A 20492-nucleotide genomic window follows, 5' to 3' on the forward strand; every position below is an offset into this window, starting at 1 on the left:
AACTTCAGGTCCGCGCTCGCGCGCTGAGCCCCCGACTAGCGGCGACGGAACTGGCCGCCGCGCTGTCCGGGGCGCGGAGGTCCGCCCATCCCGCTCGGACGTTCGTCCTTGTGGCGGAAAATCAGCCGGCCCTTTTCGAGGTCATAGGGCGACATCTCCACCGTCACGCGGTCGCCCGCCAGAGTCTTGATGCGGTTCTTCTTCATCTTGCCGGCGGTGTAGGCGACGATCTCGTGTCCGGCGTCGAGCTGCACGCGGTAGCGCGCGTCGGGGAGGATTTCGGTGACCAGTCCTTCGAACTGGATCAGCTCTTCCTTAGCCATGAATTTCTCCAGGTCGTGGACGGCTAGTGCGAATGGGGTTTGCGGTTCGGTTGGCCGTTCGGCCGACTCTCGCGGCGCAAAAAGGCAACGCCTTGTATCCCATCAGACGCCCCGGCGCTATGCGCGGAACGCTGTTCCGGACGGCCGTTTGGCGAAGAATGCGCCTTGCCGCCGGTGTGGTCGCGACGAGGAGCCTTCGAAGCCTTCGGGCCACTGCCGGGCCGTGCGTCAGCACGCCTGGCGTCGCCATGCCGTCCCTCGCCGGGTCTTCCGTCGCCCTGCTTGGCGGCACTGTGGTGGCGCCCGTCCGCATGCCTTTCGTCGGCACGCCGCCCGTCGCCATGCCTTGCGCCTTGCGGACGCTGGCCCGGGCGGCCCGGTCGACCCTGTCGTTGCTGCTGCGGGGGAGGACCCGCATCGCGGCGGCCAGCGTCGGTGCGGCGATCCTCACGCGGCAGCGCCACTTTGATCAGCCGCTCGATGTCGCGGAGATAGCTGAGCTCCTCGCCGCCTGCGACCAGCGAGATCGCGGTGCCCTCGGCACCCGCGCGCGCGGTGCGGCCGATGCGGTGCACATAGGTCTCCGGCACGTTGGGCAGGTCGAAATTGATGACATGGGTGATGCCGTCGACATCGATGCCGCGGGCGGCGATATCGGTGGCGACCAGCGTGCGGATTTCACCGGTGCGGAACTGGGCAAGCGTCCGTTCGCGATGGTTCTGCGACTTGTTACCGTGGATGGCGCTGGCGGGGATGCCGGCCTTCTCGAGCGTCTTCACCACCTTGTCCGCGCCGTGTTTGGTGCGGGTGAAAACCAGCGCGCGGTTGACCTGCTCCTGCTTCAACAGCTGGGCGAGGAACGCCGGCTTGGCGGAGAAGTCGACCTGGATGATGCGCTGCTGGATGCGTTCCACGGTCGAGGAGACCGGGGTCACCGCGACGCGGGCGGGGTCGCGCAGCATGGCGTCCGCGAGCTCGGCGATGTCCTTCGGCATGGTGGCCGAGAAGAACAGCGTCTGCCGCTTGATCGGCAGCTTGGCGACGATTTTGCGGATGTCGTTGATGAAGCCCATGTCGAGCATGCGATCGGCCTCGTCGAGCACGAGGAATTCGACGCTTCCAAGCTTCAGTCCGTTGCTCTGCACGAGGTCGAGCAAACGGCCGGGGGTGGCGACCAGCACCTCGACGCCCTGCATCAGCGAGCGGACCTGACGGCCCATCGGCACGCCGCCGATAGCGAGGGTCGAGGACAGGCGGATGTGGCGGCCATAGGCGTTGAAGCTGTCGAGGATCTGGCCGGACAGTTCGCGGGTCGGCGACAGCACCAGGACGCGGGTCGTCTTCGGCTGCGGCTTGATGCGATTCTCGAGCAGGCGGTGCAGGATCGGCAGCGCGAAGGACGCGGTCTTGCCGGTTCCGGTCTGGGCGATGCCGACGACGTCGCGGCCGGTCAGCGCGGTCGGAATCGTCTGGGCCTGGATGGGGGTGGGGGTGACGTAGTTCTCTTCGGTGAGAGCACGAGCGATGGGTTCGGCGAGGCCGAAATCCTGAAACGAAGTCAAAAGGTGGGTTCTTTCCATGTCAAAAGCGGGCGCCCGGCGCATTCGGCGCGGCGCGCGCAAAAGGGTGTCGAGAGGGACACCTGCGTGTTTGGGGTGTCGGATGGCTTGATGGGATGGGGCAAGCCAGACGCCCGTAAGGGCTTAAGAACACGCGGCTCGCAACGGTCTCTGATTCGCAAGAGACCTCGGCCCCCATATGGAACATTGAGGCGGCGCTTTCAAGGCAGGCGCACCACAAATGGCGATCGCGGTGCAGAAATAGTTATGCCGGAAATTTAGCCAGAGCGCTAAATTTGCTTAGAAAATAGCCTGCCTGCCGCATTCGCATACATTTGAATTGCTCAATGTTTAAGCGGCGCAGCCATGGCGATGGTTCGTTTTCTGTCGATTTCTCCAGCGAAATCAATAGCCTAATATGTGTCTAATCCATGGCACGGTTCTTGCGAATCCGTTAATCGCAGGCGGCCGTTGGGGCCGTTTCGCAGCGTTTTTCACGTCTGCGTCAGGGAGATGAGATACTCATGCATAGCAAATCCACTCACGATATAGCGGCGCCATTTAGCCGCCGTGGCGTTCTCGCCGCGACCGCCGGACTGATGCTTGGTCTGGCTTCCATTTCCGGTGCGAAAGCCGCGGACGACACCATCAAGGTCGGCGTGCTTCATTCCCTCTCCGGCACCATGGCCATCAGCGAGACCACGCTGAAGGACACCATCCTCTTCCTGATCGACGAGCAGAACAAGAAGGGCGGCGTCAACGGCAAGAAGCTCGAAGCCGTCGTCGTCGATCCCGCTTCGAACTGGCCGCTGTTCGCCGAGAAGGCACGCGAGCTGATCACCAAGGACAAGGTCTCGGTCGTGTTCGGCTGCTGGACCTCGGTGTCGCGCAAGTCAGTGCTCCCGGTGTTCAAGGAGCTGAACAGCATCCTGTTCTACCCCGTGCAGTACGAGGGCGAGGAGAGCGAGCGCAACGTGTTCTACACCGGTGCCGCGCCGAACCAGCAGGCGATCCCCGCCGTCGACTATCTGATGAAGGACGAGAAGGTGAAGCGCTGGGTGCTCGCGGGCACCGACTACGTCTATCCGCGCACCACCAACAAGATCCTGGAAGCTTATCTGAAGTCCAAGGGTGTCGCCCAGGAAGACATCATGATCAACTACACGCCGTTCGGTCATTCCGACTGGCAGACGATCGTGGCCGACATCAAGAAGTTCGGTTCGGCCGGCAAGAAGACCGCCGTGGTCTCGACCATCAACGGCGACGCCAACGTTCCCTTCTACAAGGAGCTCGGTAACCAGGGCATCAAGGCGAAGGACATCCCGGTCGTCGCATTCTCGGTGGGTGAGGAAGAACTCGCCGGCATCGACACCAAGCCGCTGCTCGGCCATCTGGCCGCCTGGAACTACTTCCAGTCGATCAAGTCGCCGGAGAACGAGAAGTTCATCAAGGCGTGGCAGACCTACACCAAGAATCCGAAGCGCGTGACCAACGATCCGATGGAAGCGCACGTGATCGGCTTCGACATGTGGGTCAAGGCGGTCGAGAAGGTGAAGTCGACCGATCCGGACAAGGTGATCGACGCGCTCCCGGGCATCGAAGCCAAGAACCTGACCGGCGGCACCTCCAAGATGCTTCCGAACCATCACATCACCAAGCCGGTGTTCATTGGCGAAATCAAAGCCAACGGCCAGTTCGACGTGGTGTGGAAGACCCCGGGTCTTGTCGCGGGCGACGCCTGGTCGAAGGAGCTCGACGGCTCCAAGGACCTGGTCGGCGACTGGGTCGGCAAGAAGTGCGGCAACTTCAACACCAAGACCAACAAGTGCCTCGGTTCGGGTTCCTGATCCGGACCTGACGCTCCATTGCACGATCGGAGAAGGCGGCGATCCCGCCGCCTTCTCTACCCTTTTCTGCCGGGGTCTCTCACAGTGCCAGCCAATTTGTCCGCCCGCCTCTGTTCGCTCCTGCTCTCGTTGTTCCTGATCGCGTTCGCATTGCCGGCATTGGCTGGTCCGTTCGAAGATGCGGTCGCCAAATTCGCCAACGACGATTATTCCGACACGGAAGAGGCGATCGGCGTGGTCGCGAGCAGCGGCAATACGCTGGCCTTTCCGATTATCAGCGCGCTCCAGGACGGCCGGCTGATGGCCGATCCGGACAGCAAGAAGGTTTACGTTACCGGCGCCGACGGCAAGTCGATCGATGCCGCGACCGGTCAGGCCGTGGCCAGCGTGCCCGACAGTGCAAGCGCGGTCCGCCTCAACAACCGCCTGCGCCGCAGCGTCGATGCCGCGATTGGCAGTCTGACGCTGCAGTCACCCGACATCGGAGCGCGGCTCCAGGCCGCGCAATCCGTCTTCAAGTCGCATGAGGAGACCTCGCTCGAAGCCGTCGACGGCGCGCTCGCCAAGGAAACCAACCGATCCGTCAAGGCTGCGCTGGGCGACGCCCGCGCGGCGATCCTGTTGTTCAAGCCTGATGCCACCGAGCTCGAGAAGCTTGAAGCCGTTGCCACCATCAAGGCGCGCGGCGACCAGGAGGCGATGGCGCTTCTCACCGGCATGGGCGACCAGCCCGCCTCGGTGACCAAGGCTGCCGCGAGCGCAATCGGCTCGATCCAGAGTTCGCTCGCGGTCTGGTCGATGGTGCAGAATGCCTGGTACGGCCTCTCGCTCGGTTCGGTGCTGCTGCTTGCCGCGATCGGGCTTGCCATCACGTTCGGCGTGATGGGCGTCATCAACATGGCCCACGGCGAGATGGTGATGATCGGGGCCTACACCACCTTCGTGGTGCAGGAGGTGATCCGCACCCGCTATCCCGGCCTGTTCGACTATTCGCTGCTGATCGCGGTGCCGCTCGCCTTTTTGGTGGCTGGCGCGCTCGGCGTCGTGATCGAGCGCAGCATCATCCGCTTTCTCTATGGCCGTCCGCTGGAGACGCTGCTGGCGACGTGGGGCCTGTCGCTGGTGCTGCAGCAGGCCGTGCGCACCATGTTCGGCCCGACCAACCGCGAGGTCGGCAACCCCTCCTGGATGAGCGGCGCGTTCGAGCTCGGCCAGATCACGATTACCTATAACCGGCTCTGGATCCTGGTCTTCACGCTCGCGGTGTTCGTCATCCTGCTCGCGATGCTGCGCTACACGGCACTCGGGCTCGAGATGCGCGCGGTCACGCAGAACCGCCGCATGGCGGCTTCGATGGGCATCGCGACCTCGCGTGTCGATGCGCTGACCTTCGGCCTCGGCTCGGGCATTGCCGGCATTGCCGGCGTGGCGCTGTCGCAGATCGACAATGTCAGCCCCAATCTCGGCCAGAGCTACATCATCGACAGCTTCATGGTCGTGGTGTTCGGCGGCGTCGGCAATCTCTGGGGCACGCTGGTCGGCGCCTTCACGCTCGGCATCGCCAACAAATTCCTGGAGCCGGTCGCCGGCGCCGTGCTCGGCAAGATCGCCATCCTCGTTCTCATCATCCTGTTCATTCAAAAGCGGCCGCGCGGCCTGTTCGCGCTCAAGGGCCGTGCGGTGGAAGCATGACCCCTCACATGCTGACGCGATCGCTGGACCGCGGCGCGACGATCTTCCTTGCCGTCGTTGTGGCCTGCGGCATCCTTATCCCGCTCTCCAACCTGCTGCTGCCCGCGGGCTCATTCCTGCAAGTGCCGACCTATCTGGTCGCGCTCTGGGGCAAATATGTCTGCTACGCCATCCTGGCGCTCTCGATTGACCTGATCTGGGGCTATTGCGGCATCCTCTCGCTCGGCCACGGCGCCTTCTTCGCGCTCGGCGGCTACGCGATGGGCATGTACCTGATGCGGCAGATCGGCAGCCGCGGCGTCTATGGCAACCCGATCCTGCCGGACTTCATGGTGTTCCTGAACTATTCGAAGCTGCCCTGGTACTGGTACGGCTTCGACATGTTCTGGTTTGCCGCGCTGATGGTGTTGATCGTACCGGGGCTGCTGGCCTTTTGCTTCGGCTGGCTCGCCTTCCGCTCCCGCGTCACGGGCGTGTATCTGTCGATCATCACGCAGGCGATGACCTATGCACTGCTGCTCGCCTTCTTCCGCAACGATTTCGGTTTCGGCGGCAACAACGGCATGACCGACTTCAAGGACATTTTGGGCTTCAACGTGCAGGCCGAGGGCACGCGTGCTGCGCTGTTCGCGCTGAGCTGCCTGGCGCTGATCGTTGGCTTCCTGATCTGCCGCGCCATCGTCTCGTCCAAGCTCGGCAAGGTGCTGATCGCCGTGCGCGATGCGGAATCGCGCACGCGCTTCCTCGGCTACCGCGTCGAATCCTACAAGCTGTTCGTGTTCACGGTCTCGGCCTGCATGGCCGGCGTCGCCGGCGCGCTCTATGTGCCGCAGGTCGGCATCATCAACCCAAGTGAATTCGCGCCGGGCAATTCGATCGAGGCAGTAATCTGGGTCGCGGTCGGCGGCCGCGGTACGCTGGTCGGCGCTGCGCTCGGTGCCGTCGTCGTCAACTACGCGAAAACGTTCTTCACCTCCGGCATGCTTGCGCCCTACTGGCTGTTCATGCTGGGCGCCATGTTCATCCTGGTGACGCTGCTGCTGCCCAAGGGCATCGTCGGCACGTTCAACGCCTGGTGGGACTCGTCGAAGGAAAGGCGCGACGCCGCGACCATTGCGAGCGCCGCGGCCGAAGACGGCGTCACCGAACCCAAAATGGCGGAGGAGGCGCAATGAACGTCATGGATACCCGCGCGACCTCTGCAATGCTGTATCTCGACGGCGTGCACGTCTCGTTCGACGGCTTCCACGCCATCAACAACCTCTCGCTGACGCTCGAGCCCGGCGAGATGCGCGCCATCATCGGCCCGAACGGCGCCGGCAAGACCACGATGATGGACATCATCACCGGCAAGACCAAGCCTGACGAAGGCACCGTGCTGTTCGACGGCGTCACCGATCTGACGCGACTAGACGAAACCCGTATCGCCGAGCTCGGCATCGGCCGCAAATTCCAGAAGCCGACCGTGTTCGAGAGCCAGACCGTGCAGGACAATCTGTTGCTCGCGCTCAATGTCGACCACAGCGTCAAGGCTACGCTGTTCTGGCGCGGCAGCCGGGCCGAATCCGAGCAGATCGACAAGGTGCTGGAGACGATCCGCCTCACCGATGCCCGCAACCGTCTCGCCGGCAGCCTCAGCCACGGCCAGAAGCAGTGGCTCGAGATCGGCATGCTGCTCGCACAGGATCCGAAACTGCTCCTCGTCGACGAGCCCGTCGCCGGCATGACCGACGTCGAGACGCATCTCACCGCCGAGCTGCTCAAGGAAATCAACAAGACCCACACCGTGATGGTGGTCGAGCACGACATGACGTTCGTGCGCGAGCTCGGCGTCAAGGTCACTTGCCTCCACGAGGGTACCGTGCTCGCGGAAGGCACCATCGACCAGGTCTCGTCCAACGAGCGGGTCATCGAAGTGTATCTGGGGCGCTGAGCGATGCTTGAGGTCAAGGACATCAACCTGTTCTACGGCGCGGCGCAGGCCCTGCGCGGCGTCTCGATCGCGGCCGAACCCGGCAAGGTGACTTGCGTGCTCGGGCGCAACGGCGTCGGCAAGACCTCGCTCCTGCGCGCCATGGTCGGGCAGTACCCGATTTCCTCGGGCGCGATTGTGCTCGACGGCAGCGATATCACCGGCCTGAAGCCCTATGAGCGTGCGCGCAAGGGCATCGGCTTCGTGCCGCAGGGGCGCGAGATATTTCCGCTTCTGACGGTCGAGGAAAATCTCAAGACCGGCTTCGGCCCGCTCAGGCGCGAGGACAAGCACATTCCGGACGACGTGTACTCGCTGTTCCCGGTGCTGCAATCCATGCTCGGACGGCGCGGCGGCGATCTGTCCGGCGGCCAGCAGCAACAGCTCGCAATCGGGCGCGCGCTGGTGATGCGGCCAAAGCTGCTGCTGCTCGACGAGCCGACCGAGGGCATCCAGCCCTCGATCATCAAGGACATCGGCCGAGCCATCTCGTACCTGCGCAATCTCGGCAACATCGCCATCGTGCTGGTCGAACAATATCTCGACTTTGCCTGCGAACTCGGCGACAGTTTTGCGGTGATGGATCGCGGCGCGGTGAAGTTCACCTGCGACCGCTCCAATCTCGACGCGAGCGAAATCAGCCGCCAGATGGCGCTGTAGGCCATTCTGCCGCGACCGGCTGGGGAGGCGGATGCGCAGCGACGTTTTAGCGACATCTTCGGTGTTCGACGCCAACCGCGCCCGCGGCGCGGTGCGCTTCGACGTCCACGCGCGCGACGGTGTGACACGTCGCGGGATCTTGCATGAGTCCGGCTCCCTGCGCGTGCGCTTCCCTTCGCCGGAGGACGAGGGTCTCTCCGGTGTGTTCGTCAACACGGCCGGCGGCGTTGCGGGCGGCGATCGCTTCGACATTGAGATCGCGGCCGCAGATGGTTCGAAGCTGACGCTGACGACGGCAGCCGCGGAAAAGGTCTACCGCGCGCCAGGGCAGGCGGCGGAGCTCAATATAGCGCTGAAGGTTGCCGCAGGCGCACATCTCGGCTGGCTGCCGCAGGAGACGATCCTGTTCGACCGGGCGCGCGTGCGGCGCCGCTTCGACATAGACCTCGATGCGACTGCCTCGCTCCTGCTGTGCGAGATCGTGGTGTTCGGCCGCACCGCCATGGGCGAACGGATGGAGCAGGGCGAGTTCGTCGACCGCTGGCGGCTGCGTCGCGGCGGCAAGTTAGTGTTCGCCGAGACCGTCAGGCTCGACGGCAACATCGGCGCAAAGCTTGCGCGATCGGCAGTGGCGAAGGGCGGCGCTGCGATCGGCACGGCGCTGATCGTGCCCGGCGACGAGGCCCTGATCGAGCGTCTCCGCGAGGCCTCGGAATCCTTTGGCGGCGAGGTCGGGATATCCGCCTGGAATGGCTTTGCAATGGCGCGGTTCTGTGCCCAAGATGCGGCGCGGCTGCGCGCCGACATGATGGCCGTGCTGGCGCGCACCGGTGCGGCGTTGCCGCGGCTCTGGCTCAATTGATCGACTGAAAGTGTTGAACGGAAGAGATTTCGCATGAACCTGTCTCCCCGCGAAAAGGACAAGCTTCTGATCTCGATGGCGGCGATCGTGGCCCGCCGCCGACTGGATCGCGGCGTCAAGCTCAACCATCCCGAGGCGATCGCGCTCATCTCCGATTTCATCCTCGAAGGCGCGCGCGACGGCCGCACCGTCGCCGAGCTGATGCAGGCGGGTGCGCAGGTCCTCACCCGCGACCAGGTGATGCCGGGAATCCCGGAGATGATCCACGACATCCAGGTCGAAGCGACCTTTCCGGACGGGACCAAGCTCGTCACCGTGCACGAGCCGATCAGGTAGGAGAGAAGCATGATCCCCGGCGAACTCTTCATCCAGGACGGCGAGATCGAGCTCAATGCCGGCCGCAAGACCGTGACGCTGACGGTTGCCAACACCGGCGACCGCCCGATCCAGGTCGGCTCGCACTACCATTTCTTCGAGACCAACCCGGCGCTGAAGTTCGACCGCAAGAAAGCCCGCGGCATGCGCCTCGACATCGCCGCCGGCACCGCCGTTCGCTTCGAGCCGGGCCAGACCCGCGACGTCCAGCTCGTCGCGGTGGCCGGCAAGAAGACCATCTACGGCTTCCGCGGCGACGTAATGGGGAAGCTGTGAATTCCACAGGAACGAGCGTGGCGCGGCACGGTTGAGGCGAAAACGGAGGACTTTGCCATGCTGTCACCTGTCCGCCTCGTCTCCGAAGCCGCCGAGCTCGCCGCGCGCCGTCACAACGGGATGGCGCGCAAAGGCCGCGGTCATGAGCCTTACATCAATCACCTCGCCGAGGTCGCGAACCTGCTTGCCACCGCGACGGACGGCGCCGACGCCGAACTCGTTGCAGCAGGCTGGCTGCATGATGTGATCGAGGACACCGACACCACGCGCGAGGAGCTCGCGCAAAAATTCTCCGACCGTGTCGCGTCGCTTGTCGAGGAATGCACCGACGATATGAGCCTGCCGAAGCCGGAGCGGCGGCGGCGTCAGGTGCTCGACGCACCGAAAAAATCGGCTGGCGCCAGGCTGATCAAGATCGCCGACAAGATCAGCAATATCGGCGCGCGCGTACATTCCGATCCGACGGCCGAGGAACGCGACGATCTGGTCGATTACACCGACTGGGCCGAGCAGGTTGTCGCCGGTTGCCGCGGCGCCAACTCTTGGCTCGATACGACATTCGACGACATGGTGCTCACGGCGAGGACCTCGCTGTGAGCACCATGTCAAAATTCAAACGCAAACGGGGCTTGTGATGTCCGTCAAAATAAAGCGTTCCGTCTATGCCGACATGTTCGGCCCGACCACCGGCGACAGGGTGCGGCTGGCCGACACCGACCTCATCATCGAGGTCGAGAAGGATTTCACTACCTACGGCGAGGAAGTGAAGTTCGGCGGCGGCAAGGTGATCCGCGACGGCATGGGCCAGTCGCAGGTCACCAACAAGCAGGGTGCGGCGGACACCGTCATCACCAATGCGCTGATCGTCGATCACTGGGGCATCGTGAAGGCCGACGTCGCGATCAAAGACGGCATGATCGCCGGCATCGGCAAGGCCGGCAATCCCGACATCCAGCCCGGTGTCACCATCATCATCGGCCCCGGCACCGACGTGATCGCGGGTGAAGGCAAGATCCTCACCGCCGGCGGCTTCGACAGCCACATCCATTTCATCTGTCCGCAGCAGATCGAGCACGCGCTGATGTCGGGCGTCACCTCGATGCTCGGGGGCGGCACCGGCCCCTCGCACGGCACGTTCGCCACCACCTGCACGCCGGGGCCGTGGCACATGGGGCGGATGATCCAGTCGTTCGACGCCTTCCCGGTCAATCTGGGCATCTCCGGCAAGGGCAACGCTTCGCGGCCCGCCGCGCTGGTCGAGATGATCAAGGCCGGCGCCTGTGCGCTGAAGCTGCACGAGGACTGGGGCACCACGCCGGCCGCGATCGACACCTGCCTGTCGGTCGCAGATGACTACGACATCCAGGTGATGATCCACACCGACACGCTGAACGAATCCGGCTTCGTCGAGGATACGATCAAGGCGTTCAAGGGCCGCACCATCCACGCCTTCCACACCGAGGGCGCCGGCGGCGGCCACGCCCCTGATATCATCAAGGTCGCGGGGCTGAAGAACGTGCTGCCGTCTTCGACCAACCCGACGCGGCCCTTCACGCGCAACACCATCGACGAGCATCTGGACATGCTGATGGTGTGCCACCACCTCGATCCCTCGATCGCGGAAGATCTGGCGTTCGCTGAAAGCCGCATCCGCAAGGAGACCATCGCGGCCGAGGACATCCTGCATGATCTCGGCGCGCTCTCGATGATCTCCTCGGACTCCCAGGCCATGGGCCGCCTCGGCGAGGTCATCATCCGGACCTGGCAGACCGCCGACAAGATGAAGAAGCAGCGCGGCTCGTTGCCGCAGGATAAGGGCAAGGACAACGACAATTTCCGCGTCAAACGCTACATCGCCAAATACACGATCAATCCCGCGATCGCCCATGGCGTTTCGAAGCTGATCGGCTCGGTGGAGAAGGGTAAGCTCGCCGATCTCGTGCTGTGGTCGCCAGCCTTCTTCGGCGTCAAGCCGGATTGCGTCGTCAAGGGCGGCATGATCGTCGCGGCTCCCATGGGCGATCCCAACGCCTCTATCCCGACCCCGCAGCCGGTGCATTACCAGCCGATGTTCGGCGCCTTCGGCAAGGCGATGACCGCGTCCTCCGTGGTGTTCACCTCGAAGGCCGCGATTACCGGCGGCCTCGCGCGTAAGCTCGGCATCGACAAGAAGCTCTATGCGGTCCAGAACACCCGCGGCAGGATCTCGAAGAAGAGCATGATTCACAACGACGCCACGCCCAATATCGAGGTCGATCCGGAGACCTATGAGGTCCGCGCCGACGGCGAGCTCTTGACCTGCGCCCCCGCCGAGGTGCTGCCGATGGCGCAGCGATATTTCATGTACTGAAATAGCGCCTCAACGCATGTCCCAGGAGTATGTCTTGGTCGCATATCGGAGACAGCTTTTCCGGTTTTGCGTTCGATCTCGCCTGGTCTAAGGTCCCGCCGGGTATCTGAAGCCCAGAAGAAAAGCCGGGAGGATTTCTCGTGATCTACGTCGTCGCCACCTTGACCATCAAGCCTGAAACGCGCGCCGAATTCATTGCAGCCGCCACCGCCTGCATCAAGGAGACGCGGAAAGAGCCCGGCAATATCACCTATGATCTGCATGAGAGCGTCACCGATCCCGCCAAGATGGTGTTCGTCGAGCAGTGGGAGAATGCCGAAGCACTGGTGCCGCATCGCGCCATGGAGCACATGAAGACGTTTGGCCGCGTCGCGGTGAAGTGTTTTACGGCGCCGCCGAAGATCGAAGTGATCACGCCCGAGAAGGTCGAGACACGGTAACGAGGTAAAAGCGCATGATCCGGGCGACGCAGGTCAGGGGACAACACCGCTTCGCGGAAGCGCCGGCGGATACGGTCGTGCTCGATTTCGACGATCGACACCGCCGCCGCATGGCGATGATGGGGACGCGGGGGCTCGAGTTCCTGCTCGACCTGGAGAATGCCGTCGCGCTGCGTGGCGGCGATGCGCTGGTGCTGGAGGACGGACGGCTGGTCGAGGTGGTCGCCGCGCCCGAGCCGCTGCTCGAGATCCGCGGCCACGATCCCCACCACCTTATTCGTGTCGGCTGGCATCTCGGCAATCGTCATCTGCCGACGCAGATCATGGCCAAGGGCCTGCGCATCCGCCGCGACCACGTCATCGAAGCCATGGTGAAGGGCCTCGGTGCCCACGTGATCGAGATCGAAGCGCCGTTCGATCCCGAAGGCGGCGCCTATGCCGATGCCGGTCATGCCCATGGACACGACGACCACGCGCATCACGATCATGGCCACGACGATCATCATGATCATCACGGTCATGATCACCACCATGGTCACGCCGCACATGGCGACGGTCACGATCACCACCACGACGAGCATTGCGATCACCCCGACCATGACCATGGCCACAAGCATGCTCATGACCACAAATGAGCCGGTCGCGGCCCGCGACCTCGCGGAGCGCGAGGCGGCGGCGCTGTACCGGCTGATGACGTGGCTGTCGCCCGCGTTTCCCGTCGGCGGCTTTTCCTACTCCAGCGGCATCGAATGGGCGGTCGAGGCCGGCGACATCACCGACGTCGCGACGCTGGCGGACTGGCTCGACGCGATGCTTCGCGATGGCTCGGGCTTCTGCGATGCGATTTTTCTGGTCCACGCCTATCGCGCCACTGAAGCGGGTGAGGGCGACACCTTGAGCGATATCGCGGAGCTCGCCGCGGCCTTCGTGCCGTCGCGCGAGCGGCAGCTGGAGACGACATCGCAGGGCCGTGCCTTCATCGACATCGCCCGCGCCGCGTGGGATGCCGACGGGCTGGATGCCATGGTTGCGGCATGCCGGACGCCACTGATCTATCCCGTTGCCGTTGGCGTGGTCGCCGCGATGCACGGCGTGCCGCTGGCGCCGACGCTGCACGCCTTCCTGCATGCGCTGGTCTCGAACTGGATCTCCGCGGCCAGCCGGCTCATTCCGCTCGGCCAGACCGACAGCCAGCGCGTGCTGGTGAGGCTGGAAGGCGCGGTTGCCGCGACGGCAAATCGTGCGCTGAATGCGACCTTGGACGATCTCGGCGGCGCGAATTTTCGCGCCGACCTCGCCAGCCTGCGGCACGAGACGCAATATACGCGGTTGTTCAGATCTTGATTGCGGCCAGTACACTCCGCAGCCGCCAGGACGACGATAGGAAAGAAGCAATGGCTACATCTCACGGTCCCTTGCGTGTCGGCATCGGCGGTCCGGTCGGATCGGGCAAGACCGCGCTGATGGACCTGCTCTGCAAGACCATGCGCGAGCGCTACGACATCGCCGCGATCACCAATGACATCTACACCAAATGGGATGCGGAATTCCTGGTACGCTCGGGCTCGCTGACGCCGGATCGCATTGCCGGGGTCGAGACCGGCGGCTGCCCGCACACCGCGATCCGCGAGGACGCCTCGATGAATCTCGCCGCGGTGGCGGATATGCGCGCCAAGTTTCCCGGGCTCGATCTCGTGCTGATCGAATCCGGCGGTGATAACCTCGCTGCCACTTTTTCCCCGGAGCTCGCCGATCTCACCATTTACGTCATCGACGTGGCGGCCGGCGACAAGATCCCGTCCAAGGGCGGCCCCGGCATCACCCGGTCCGACCTCCTTGTCATCAACAAGATCGACCTGGCGCCCTATGTCGGCGCCTCCTTGGAAAAGATGGAGACGGACGCCAGGCGCATGCGCGGCGAGCGACCGTTCGTCATGACCAACCTGAAGAAGAGCCAGGGAATGGACCGCATCATCGGTTTCATCGAGGCCAAAGGCGGCTTGAAACGGGCCGGCTGACCGGCGCGACCACTTGGCGCAGGCGTTTTCCCCGGATAACGGCATGGGCAGAGCCGTGTCCGCGGAACAAATTTCGGTCACGGCAATTGATTACCTCCGGTGCCCGGAGCAATCCATTCCGGCCGGACCATCGGCCGGGCGGCTTTAAGCTTCTCAGGCGACCCAAGTTGCGTATCGATGCCTCCTCCTCCATTATCTCGGCCATTGGGGTTCACCCTGTTTCGGCACGTGCCCGTTCGAGCGGCGTCCATATGCTCCGTGTTTATTGCCGACCTCCTGCTTTCGCCTGAGTAGTCGCGTGGTCAGGCTGGGTTTCATCATCGGCTTCATTGCTCTTCTCGGAGCCCTGCTCTCCGGGCTTGCGGCTTATCGCGTCCACGACCAGGAGCTGGCGCTGGACCGGATCGCGCTGGCGCGCGCGATCGACGTCCATGCGAGCCTGGTCCAGGACCGGCTCACCGAGCGCGAACTGCTCGCGCGGGTTGCCTCCGGCCTGTTTCGGGCGCCGTCGGTGCTCAAGCCAAACATGCTCGAGCCGCTGCGCTCGGCCATCTACGCCTTCAAGACTGATTTCGTGGTGGCGGGCTGGGTCGCCCGCCTGAAGCCGAACGAGCTTGCCGCAGCACAGGCCGCCATCGCGAGCGCCGGCTTCCCCAATCCGCGAATCCGCAGCTATGACGACAAGCCGATCGATCCGGCAGGTGTCACCCAGCCGATCGATGTGCTGATGGATCTCGAGCCGCGCAGCAACGAGACCAAGGGGCTGCCCGGCCGCAGTTACGACCAGGACCAGGTGCGCAGCGCCATGCTGACGCGCGCCAGAGTGGAGAAGAGGTCGGTTGCCTCAGAACCGGTTGCCCTCCTGCGTGGCGGCGGGCCGATCGGCATCATTGTGGCCGCTCCCGTCATCCCCGAGGGCGCGACGGAGCCGGCGGGCTTCATCACATTTTCCTATGAGCTCTCTTCCCTGATGCTGACCAACGACGACATGTCGTTGTTCGCGGTCGCGCTGAAGGATCCGCGCCGTGAGGGTGGCGAGTTGGTCGCCAACGATCAAGGCGTGGTCTCGGCCCGCCCGACGGCGGCCGATGGGCCGGCGCCGTCGGCGACGCGCACGGTGAGCTTCGGTGGTCGCGACTGGCAGCTCGGCTATTACGCCAAGACCAATTCGGCGCGCCGCGCCGAACAGACTGCGATCATCGTGGCGGCGATCGGCTTTGCGATCACCGCGATGGTGTGCGGCCTGTTCGGCTATGTCGCCTACAACAATTTGCGGCTCAGCCGGGAAATCCAGGTCAGAATCGGCTTCGAGCGCCGGCTGACCGCTGTCATCGACGAGCTCAACCACCGGGTCAAAAACATCCTGGCGGTGATCCAGTCGATCGTGACCCGCACGCTGCGCCATGGCTCCGACATCGATGTCGCGCGCGAGCTCCTGATCGGCCGCATCCACGCCATGTCCAACGTCGTCTCGCTGCTCAGCGAGAGCCAGTGGCAGGGTGTCAAGCTGAAGGGCCTGTTCGAGGCGCGCGCCATTCCGCATGCCGACCGCATCGCCGTTACCGGTCCTGATATCGCAGTCAGCGCGCGCGCGGCGCAGAGCCTGTCGCTGCTGTTCTTCGAGCTCGCCTCGCACTCCGACGAGGGCCTGTCGCTGGTCGGCAAGCATCCGCACATCACGGCCAATTGGACGGTGACGAACGAGGGCGCCGGCGAGGTCTTCTATTTCCGCTGGGAGGAGTTCAACACCAGCGAAGCGACGCGCCGCCCCGATTCCGATTTCGGCCTGATCCTGCTCGACCGCGTCGCGCCCGAGGCGCTCGGCGGCACCGCCAAGCGCTATTTCACCGACGTCTCCTATGTCTACGAGCTGACCGCGCCGATGGAGACCGTCGAGGACATGACCGAGCGCGACCGCACCGACAAGCTTTCAGCACCGATCCGGCCCGCGCGGTGATTCCAGGTTAGCTCTTCGGCCGCAGCACGAGGTCAACCAGATTGCGCGCGTAGGCCGGCGTGATCGGCGCAATGCCGAAGACGTAGCGGTAGAACAGGCTGCCATAGATCGCGTCGTAGAGATCTTCGGGCGGTGCTTCCGCCAGAATGCTGCCGTCGCTCTGGCCCGCGGCGATCATCTCGACCAGCGCGTCGCGGCGGAATTGCAGGTAGCGGGCGTAGAACAGCTCCGCCGAGCCGGTCTTGGAGATGCATTCGGAGATGACGGCGAGCTGGACCTTGCCGAACTCGCCCTGGAGCGCTTCGGCATAGGCGGCGGCATGGCGGCGTGCGCGCGCGGCGGGGCTGCCCGAACTTGCAGGCGGTAGCGGCAGCATCTGCGCGGCTTGATGAAGGAAGGCGTCGATCAGCAAGGCTTCGCGAGACGGCCACCATTTGTAGATCGTCATCTTGGAGACGCTGGAGTGGCGCGCGATCGCGTCGATGGTGGTGGCGGCAAGGCCGGTGGTGGCCATCAGCGCATAGGCGCTTTGGAGAATGGCGTTGGTGGTCTCGATCGACCTCGGCCGGCCGCGCCGGGGCGCGCTTTCGGCTCCCTCACCCCCGCCATTCGCCATCACCACGCCCGGCCTCCTCGCGCAATCCGCTGCCGCTCCGCTTAGCCCAGCCGCGATGGCCGGCCTAGCGGAATCGGAAGGTGCCGGGCTAGGCCTGTTGCCGCAAGGCCGCCGGCAGGTCCTGCCGCTTCGACCAGGCGATGTAATATGCGACCGCGGCCATCGCCGCGAAGCCGGCCAGACTCACGGCGATCTGCATCACTACCAGATTGGCACCGGTGATCAGGATGAGATGGCCGGCGAAGGACAGGAACACGCCGACGCAGAACACCGCGAGCCATTCCTCGCCGCATCGGATGACCGCCCGTAGCGATCTCCATTGCAGCCCGGGATGATCGGCCGGCACGAGATGTGTCGCGAGAAAAGCGAGCGCGAGGAAGTGGACCACGCGATAGGGCGCGAGGTTTTCCTTGTCGGTCGGCGTGATGTTGTCGAGCACGATGTTGGGCAAGTAGGCGGCAAGCGCCGGCGAGTGGCGCATCAGCGTGATCGCCATTGCGAATACGAGATAGGCGCCCGCAAGCACGCGCAGCCAGGACAGGCCGTGTAACGCGCGGCCCGACGCACCGGTCACGGCGAACCAGCCGCCCAGCACCATCAGCATCTGCCAGCAGAACGGGTTAAAGGTCCACTCCTGGTCCGGATAGACCCGAAAATTCCAGTCGAACCACCGTGCCGCGACGTACAGCGCGACCGATGCCGCAAGCGTCAGGTTCGGCCGCCGCAACAGCCCCCACAGCGCGAACGGAAAGAAGGCCATCAGCGGGATCATCAGCTGCAACAGATCGAGATTCAGCGGCTCCTCCTGGAGCACGAGGCCACGCACCAGGATGCGCAGCGGGTGCTCGAGAATTCCCGATATGTTGTATTCGTGGATGATCTCGGGCGCCTTGGATTGCGAGGCGACATAGGCGATGGTGTCGATATAGATCACGAACAGCACGACATAGGCGGCATACAGCCGCCAGACGCGGCGAAAGATGCGCGTCGCCGCGACGACATAGCCGCGCTCCAGTGCGATCCTGCCGTGAATGATCGCGACCCCATAGCCCACCACGAACACGAACAAGTCTGCGGCGCCACTGAAGCCGAAATTGCGCAGCGTCAGCAAATTGACCACGTTGTTCGGGATGTGGTCGACGAAAACCGACCAGTTGGCGATGCCGAGCGTCAAATAGAGCCGGGGGTCGTGATGGAATGCGGCGAGGTTCGCCTGGACGGACGGTTTCATCGAAAAATGACTTTTGGAATCAGGGGCGCTGCTTTTAGCGGCAACCGCCTGCCTATCCGAGTAGCGTTTGCGTGAGTAGGGACATTCGCGTCGGGCGACGCAAATTTGGCGGGGCGCCCGCGGATGTCGAATTCCGAAAGATGCGCTTGCGGGACCTATGACGAAATTTTCTAACGCGCGCTAGCCCCTACTCGGCAGGTTCAGCCGATGCCTCGTCGGGTACGCCGGCGCGGCTCGCCATGATTCCGAGGGCGACGCCGCCGATCGCCAGGATCGGCAACAGCCGCTTGATCCCGATGGCGCGAACGATCTGGAGTCCGGTGGCGAGCAGCATGGGGTCCGCGAGCATGCTCGAGGCCGCCGACTTCGTGGCGCGCTCGGCCGCGATATGAGCTTGCTTGCGCAACTGCCGTTTGTAGACCCAATAGCTCACCGCCGCGGTCAGGGTCAGCAGAAAGAAAATGCCTGCACCGGCGAGGCAGGCCTGCACCGGACCATATTTGTTGAGCACCGAAATGAACGCCGCCGCGCACAGGAAGCACGTGGTGATGAAGAGTGCGAACGCCGCGCCTGCTGCCAGCGATGTCAGCCGCACGGTGGTCCCGGTGGATGCGCTGATTCCGTCGATGAAGCGCTGAAACATGGCCTTGCTCCTCAAACCCACAAGCCCGCACCGGCGGCGCCGCTGCGCCACCGTGTCGATACCCGTTCGCGATCTCAGCGGCGCCAGATCGCGCCGATCAAGAAGCCGATGCCGAGCGCAAGTCCGACGGTCGCGAGCGGCCGCTGGGTGATCGCGTCCTCCAGCGACTCCTCGATCGAGCCGTAGGCCTCCTGTGCTGCGCCCATCATCGCGCTGCCGCGCTCCGACATGTCGTCGATCGCGGAATCCACGTTTTCGCGCGCTTGGCTATAGCCGCGGCGGGCCTGCTTGCTGGAGGAGTTGGCAAAAGTATTGAGCGCGTCGGTGATCTGATCGGTGAGGGCGGCGATATCGCTTTTCACGGCTGCTACATCCTTCTCGAGGCGTTCTCTGGTGGCTTTGTCGGTCCAGTCTCTCATCGCGGCTTCGGCATTGGTGGTGGACATCAGGGGCTCCGAACTTTGACGGCTGAGACAGCCGGGAAACGTTTCGTCGTCGGGTAAGTTCCGTTCACGGAAACCTGTCAGTCCTGCGGGAGTTGCGGCGAATCCTGCGGCAACAGATGCTCCTTCAGGATCAGGGCGACGATCAGCAGCGGCGACGACAGGAACGCGCCCATTGGGCCCCACAGCCAGGTCCAGAACGCCAGCGCCAGCAGCACCGCGAGCGCATTGAGCGCCAGCCGCCGGCCGATGATGGTCGGCGTGACGAAATGTCCCTCCAGGAAGGTGATGCCGCCAAAGGCGAGCGCCGCCATCAGGCCGCCGCTGACGGTCGGAAAGGTGACCAGTCCCACCACGACCAGAATGGCGAACATGGCCACAGGTCCGATGATCGGAATGAAATTGAGGGTGGCCGCGAGCGCGCCGAGGCCAGCCGGATTGGGCATTCCGGTGAGCGCGCAGACAATGCCGGCGGCGACGCCAACGCCGACATTGATGAGGGTCACGGTCAAGAGGTAGTTGCCGAGATGGACCTCGATCTCGTTGAGGATGCGAAGCGTGCGCAGCCGTGCCTCATGATCGCTGAACGTCATGATCATTGCCCGTCGCAAGTCCCGCCAGCTGGCGATGAACAGGATCAGGGTGACGAAGAACAGCAGGAATTCGGTAAAGGTCGGTGACAGGAATTCGATCGTCGGCTGCACCCAATCGAATTTCGGCATCTGGAAGCTTGGCAATCCCTCCGAGCCGCCGAGCATCATCTGCAGCTCCCGCCACAGCGCCAGCGGCCGGTCGAACACGTGGACCTTGTCTTTCAACTGCGCGCCGAGTTCTGGCAGGCGCGAGCTCCATTCCATCGCTGGCGAAGCGATCAGCGCGACGATGAAGCCGACCACGGCGGTCACCGCGAACACGATCAGCGCGGCGGCGAGGCTCCGCGGCACTTTCTGCTTCTCAAGGAAGGTCGCCGCCGGCGAGAGCATCGTGCCGGTGACGAACGCCATCACGACAGGCAGAAAGAACGCCTTTCCGACATAGAGCACCGCGACGATTGCAATGAGGAGCAGTCCGGCGAGCGAGAAGGCGACGAGCTCGGTGCGGCGGATCACCGGGGGGAGCTCGCCGTGGCTCTCGGGAAGCGGGGTGCCTTCGCCGTTGCCGGAAGTCATACGTTCACTGGGAAGGACGCGCACAATACCTCTCCGGCACGGAGTCTTCGGTCCGCGCG

22 protein-coding genes are annotated in these 20492 nt (G+C 64.1%); 15 read left to right on the forward strand and 7 right to left on the reverse strand.

Translation table 11 applies throughout. From position 1 onward, the window contains the following. Positions 1–35: 35 nt before the first annotated feature. Together infA and AC0L20_RS18275 are read right to left on the reverse strand one after the other, a co-directional pair. Positions 36–323, reverse strand: coding sequence for a translation initiation factor IF-1 (infA, locus tag AC0L20_RS18270; RefSeq protein WP_007599789.1), 288 nt, complete (start codon positions 321–323; stop codon positions 36–38). 23 nt (positions 324–346) lie between these two features. Then, positions 347–1927: a DEAD/DEAH box helicase gene (locus AC0L20_RS18275; protein WP_473290394.1), complete on the reverse strand. Its 1581-nt coding sequence runs from the start codon at positions 1925–1927 to the stop codon at positions 347–349. Between the two features lie 479 nt (positions 1928–2406). Between AC0L20_RS18275 and urtA the strand changes: the two genes are divergently transcribed. The 15 genes from urtA to AC0L20_RS18350 all read left to right on the forward strand — a co-directional run bounded on the left by urtA (position 2407) and on the right by AC0L20_RS18350 (position 16331). Next, positions 2407–3729, forward strand: a complete 1323-nt coding sequence (urtA, locus tag AC0L20_RS18280; protein ID WP_007599797.1) for an urea ABC transporter substrate-binding protein — start codon at positions 2407–2409, stop codon at positions 3727–3729. Positions 3730–3813: 84 nt separating this feature from the next. Continuing rightward, on the forward strand, positions 3814–5421 hold the full coding sequence (gene urtB / locus AC0L20_RS18285) for an urea ABC transporter permease subunit UrtB (protein ID WP_473290396.1): 1608 nt from the start codon (positions 3814–3816) through the stop codon (positions 5419–5421). Further along, positions 5418–6596, forward strand: a complete 1179-nt coding sequence (urtC, locus tag AC0L20_RS18290) for an urea ABC transporter permease subunit UrtC (RefSeq protein WP_456766323.1) — start codon at positions 5418–5420, stop codon at positions 6594–6596. The genes urtB and urtC overlap by 4 nt, the downstream gene beginning before the upstream one ends. Further along, a complete protein-coding gene (urtD, locus tag AC0L20_RS18295) occupies positions 6593–7354 on the forward strand; it encodes an urea ABC transporter ATP-binding protein UrtD (RefSeq protein ID WP_473290399.1) in 762 nt (253 codons plus the stop codon). Before urtC ends, urtD begins: the two co-directional genes overlap by 4 nt. 3 nt (positions 7355–7357) lie before the next feature. Beyond that, complete coding sequence (urtE, locus tag AC0L20_RS18300) at positions 7358–8053, forward strand: urea ABC transporter ATP-binding subunit UrtE (RefSeq protein WP_007605420.1); 696 nt, start codon at positions 7358–7360, stop codon at positions 8051–8053. A gap of 31 nt (positions 8054–8084) precedes the next feature. Beyond that, positions 8085–8915 (forward strand): urease accessory protein UreD, encoded by an 831-nt coding sequence (locus AC0L20_RS18305; RefSeq protein ID WP_473290401.1) that lies wholly within the window; start codon positions 8085–8087, stop codon positions 8913–8915. Positions 8916–8948: 33 nt separating this feature from the next. Next, positions 8949–9251: an urease subunit gamma gene (locus AC0L20_RS18310; RefSeq protein ID WP_007599811.1), complete on the forward strand. Its 303-nt coding sequence runs from the start codon at positions 8949–8951 to the stop codon at positions 9249–9251. A 9-nt stretch (positions 9252–9260) separates the two neighbouring features. Then, positions 9261–9566: an urease subunit beta gene (locus tag AC0L20_RS18315; protein WP_007599812.1), complete on the forward strand. Its 306-nt coding sequence runs from the start codon at positions 9261–9263 to the stop codon at positions 9564–9566. 57 nt (positions 9567–9623) lie between these two features. After that, positions 9624–10163, forward strand: coding sequence for an HD domain-containing protein (locus AC0L20_RS18320; RefSeq protein WP_473290403.1), 540 nt, complete (start codon positions 9624–9626; stop codon positions 10161–10163). A gap of 37 nt (positions 10164–10200) precedes the next feature. Next, positions 10201–11916 carry an urease subunit alpha gene (ureC, locus tag AC0L20_RS18325; RefSeq protein WP_007605426.1) on the forward strand — a complete coding sequence of 572 codons (1716 nt, stop codon included), beginning with the start codon at positions 10201–10203 and terminating at the stop codon, positions 11914–11916. Between the two features lie 140 nt (positions 11917–12056). Beyond that, a complete protein-coding gene (locus tag AC0L20_RS18330; protein WP_473290405.1) occupies positions 12057–12356 on the forward strand; it encodes a putative quinol monooxygenase in 300 nt (99 codons plus the stop codon). 14 nt (positions 12357–12370) lie between these two features. Further along, positions 12371–12991: an urease accessory protein UreE gene (locus AC0L20_RS18335; protein ID WP_473290407.1), complete on the forward strand. Its 621-nt coding sequence runs from the start codon at positions 12371–12373 to the stop codon at positions 12989–12991. Continuing rightward, entirely contained in the window at positions 12972–13700 is a 729-nt protein-coding gene (locus AC0L20_RS18340; protein WP_473290477.1) for an urease accessory protein UreF, read from the forward strand. The genes AC0L20_RS18335 and AC0L20_RS18340 overlap by 20 nt, the downstream gene beginning before the upstream one ends. 50 nt (positions 13701–13750) lie before the next feature. Then, positions 13751–14374, forward strand: a complete 624-nt coding sequence (ureG, locus tag AC0L20_RS18345) for an urease accessory protein UreG (RefSeq protein WP_473290409.1) — start codon at positions 13751–13753, stop codon at positions 14372–14374. A 298-nt stretch (positions 14375–14672) separates the two neighbouring features. Beyond that, complete coding sequence (locus AC0L20_RS18350; protein WP_473290411.1) at positions 14673–16331, forward strand: CHASE domain-containing protein; 1659 nt, start codon at positions 14673–14675, stop codon at positions 16329–16331. A gap of 7 nt (positions 16332–16338) precedes the next feature. Here the strand turns inward: AC0L20_RS18350 and AC0L20_RS18355 are convergent, their stop codons facing one another. The 5 genes from AC0L20_RS18355 to AC0L20_RS18375 all read right to left on the reverse strand — a co-directional run bounded on the left by AC0L20_RS18355 (position 16339) and on the right by AC0L20_RS18375 (position 20457). Then, positions 16339–16947, reverse strand: a complete 609-nt coding sequence (locus AC0L20_RS18355) for a TetR/AcrR family transcriptional regulator (protein WP_473290479.1) — start codon at positions 16945–16947, stop codon at positions 16339–16341. Positions 16948–17035: 88 nt separating this feature from the next. Continuing rightward, complete coding sequence (locus tag AC0L20_RS18360; protein WP_473290413.1) at positions 17036–18178, reverse strand: OpgC domain-containing protein; 1143 nt, start codon at positions 18176–18178, stop codon at positions 17036–17038. A 187-nt stretch (positions 18179–18365) separates the two neighbouring features. After that, positions 18366–18821 carry a hypothetical protein gene (locus AC0L20_RS18365; RefSeq protein ID WP_473290415.1) on the reverse strand — a complete coding sequence of 152 codons (456 nt, stop codon included), beginning with the start codon at positions 18819–18821 and terminating at the stop codon, positions 18366–18368. Positions 18822–18895: 74 nt separating this feature from the next. Beyond that, positions 18896–19267 (reverse strand): ElaB/YgaM/YqjD family protein, encoded by a 372-nt coding sequence (locus tag AC0L20_RS18370; RefSeq protein WP_473290417.1) that lies wholly within the window; start codon positions 19265–19267, stop codon positions 18896–18898. Between the two features lie 77 nt (positions 19268–19344). After that, on the reverse strand, positions 19345–20457 hold the full coding sequence (locus tag AC0L20_RS18375; protein WP_473290419.1) for an AI-2E family transporter: 1113 nt from the start codon (positions 20455–20457) through the stop codon (positions 19345–19347). Between the last annotated feature and the right edge of the window lie 35 nt (positions 20458–20492).

It is taken from the genome of Bradyrhizobium sp. Kon58 (assembly GCF_055807455.1).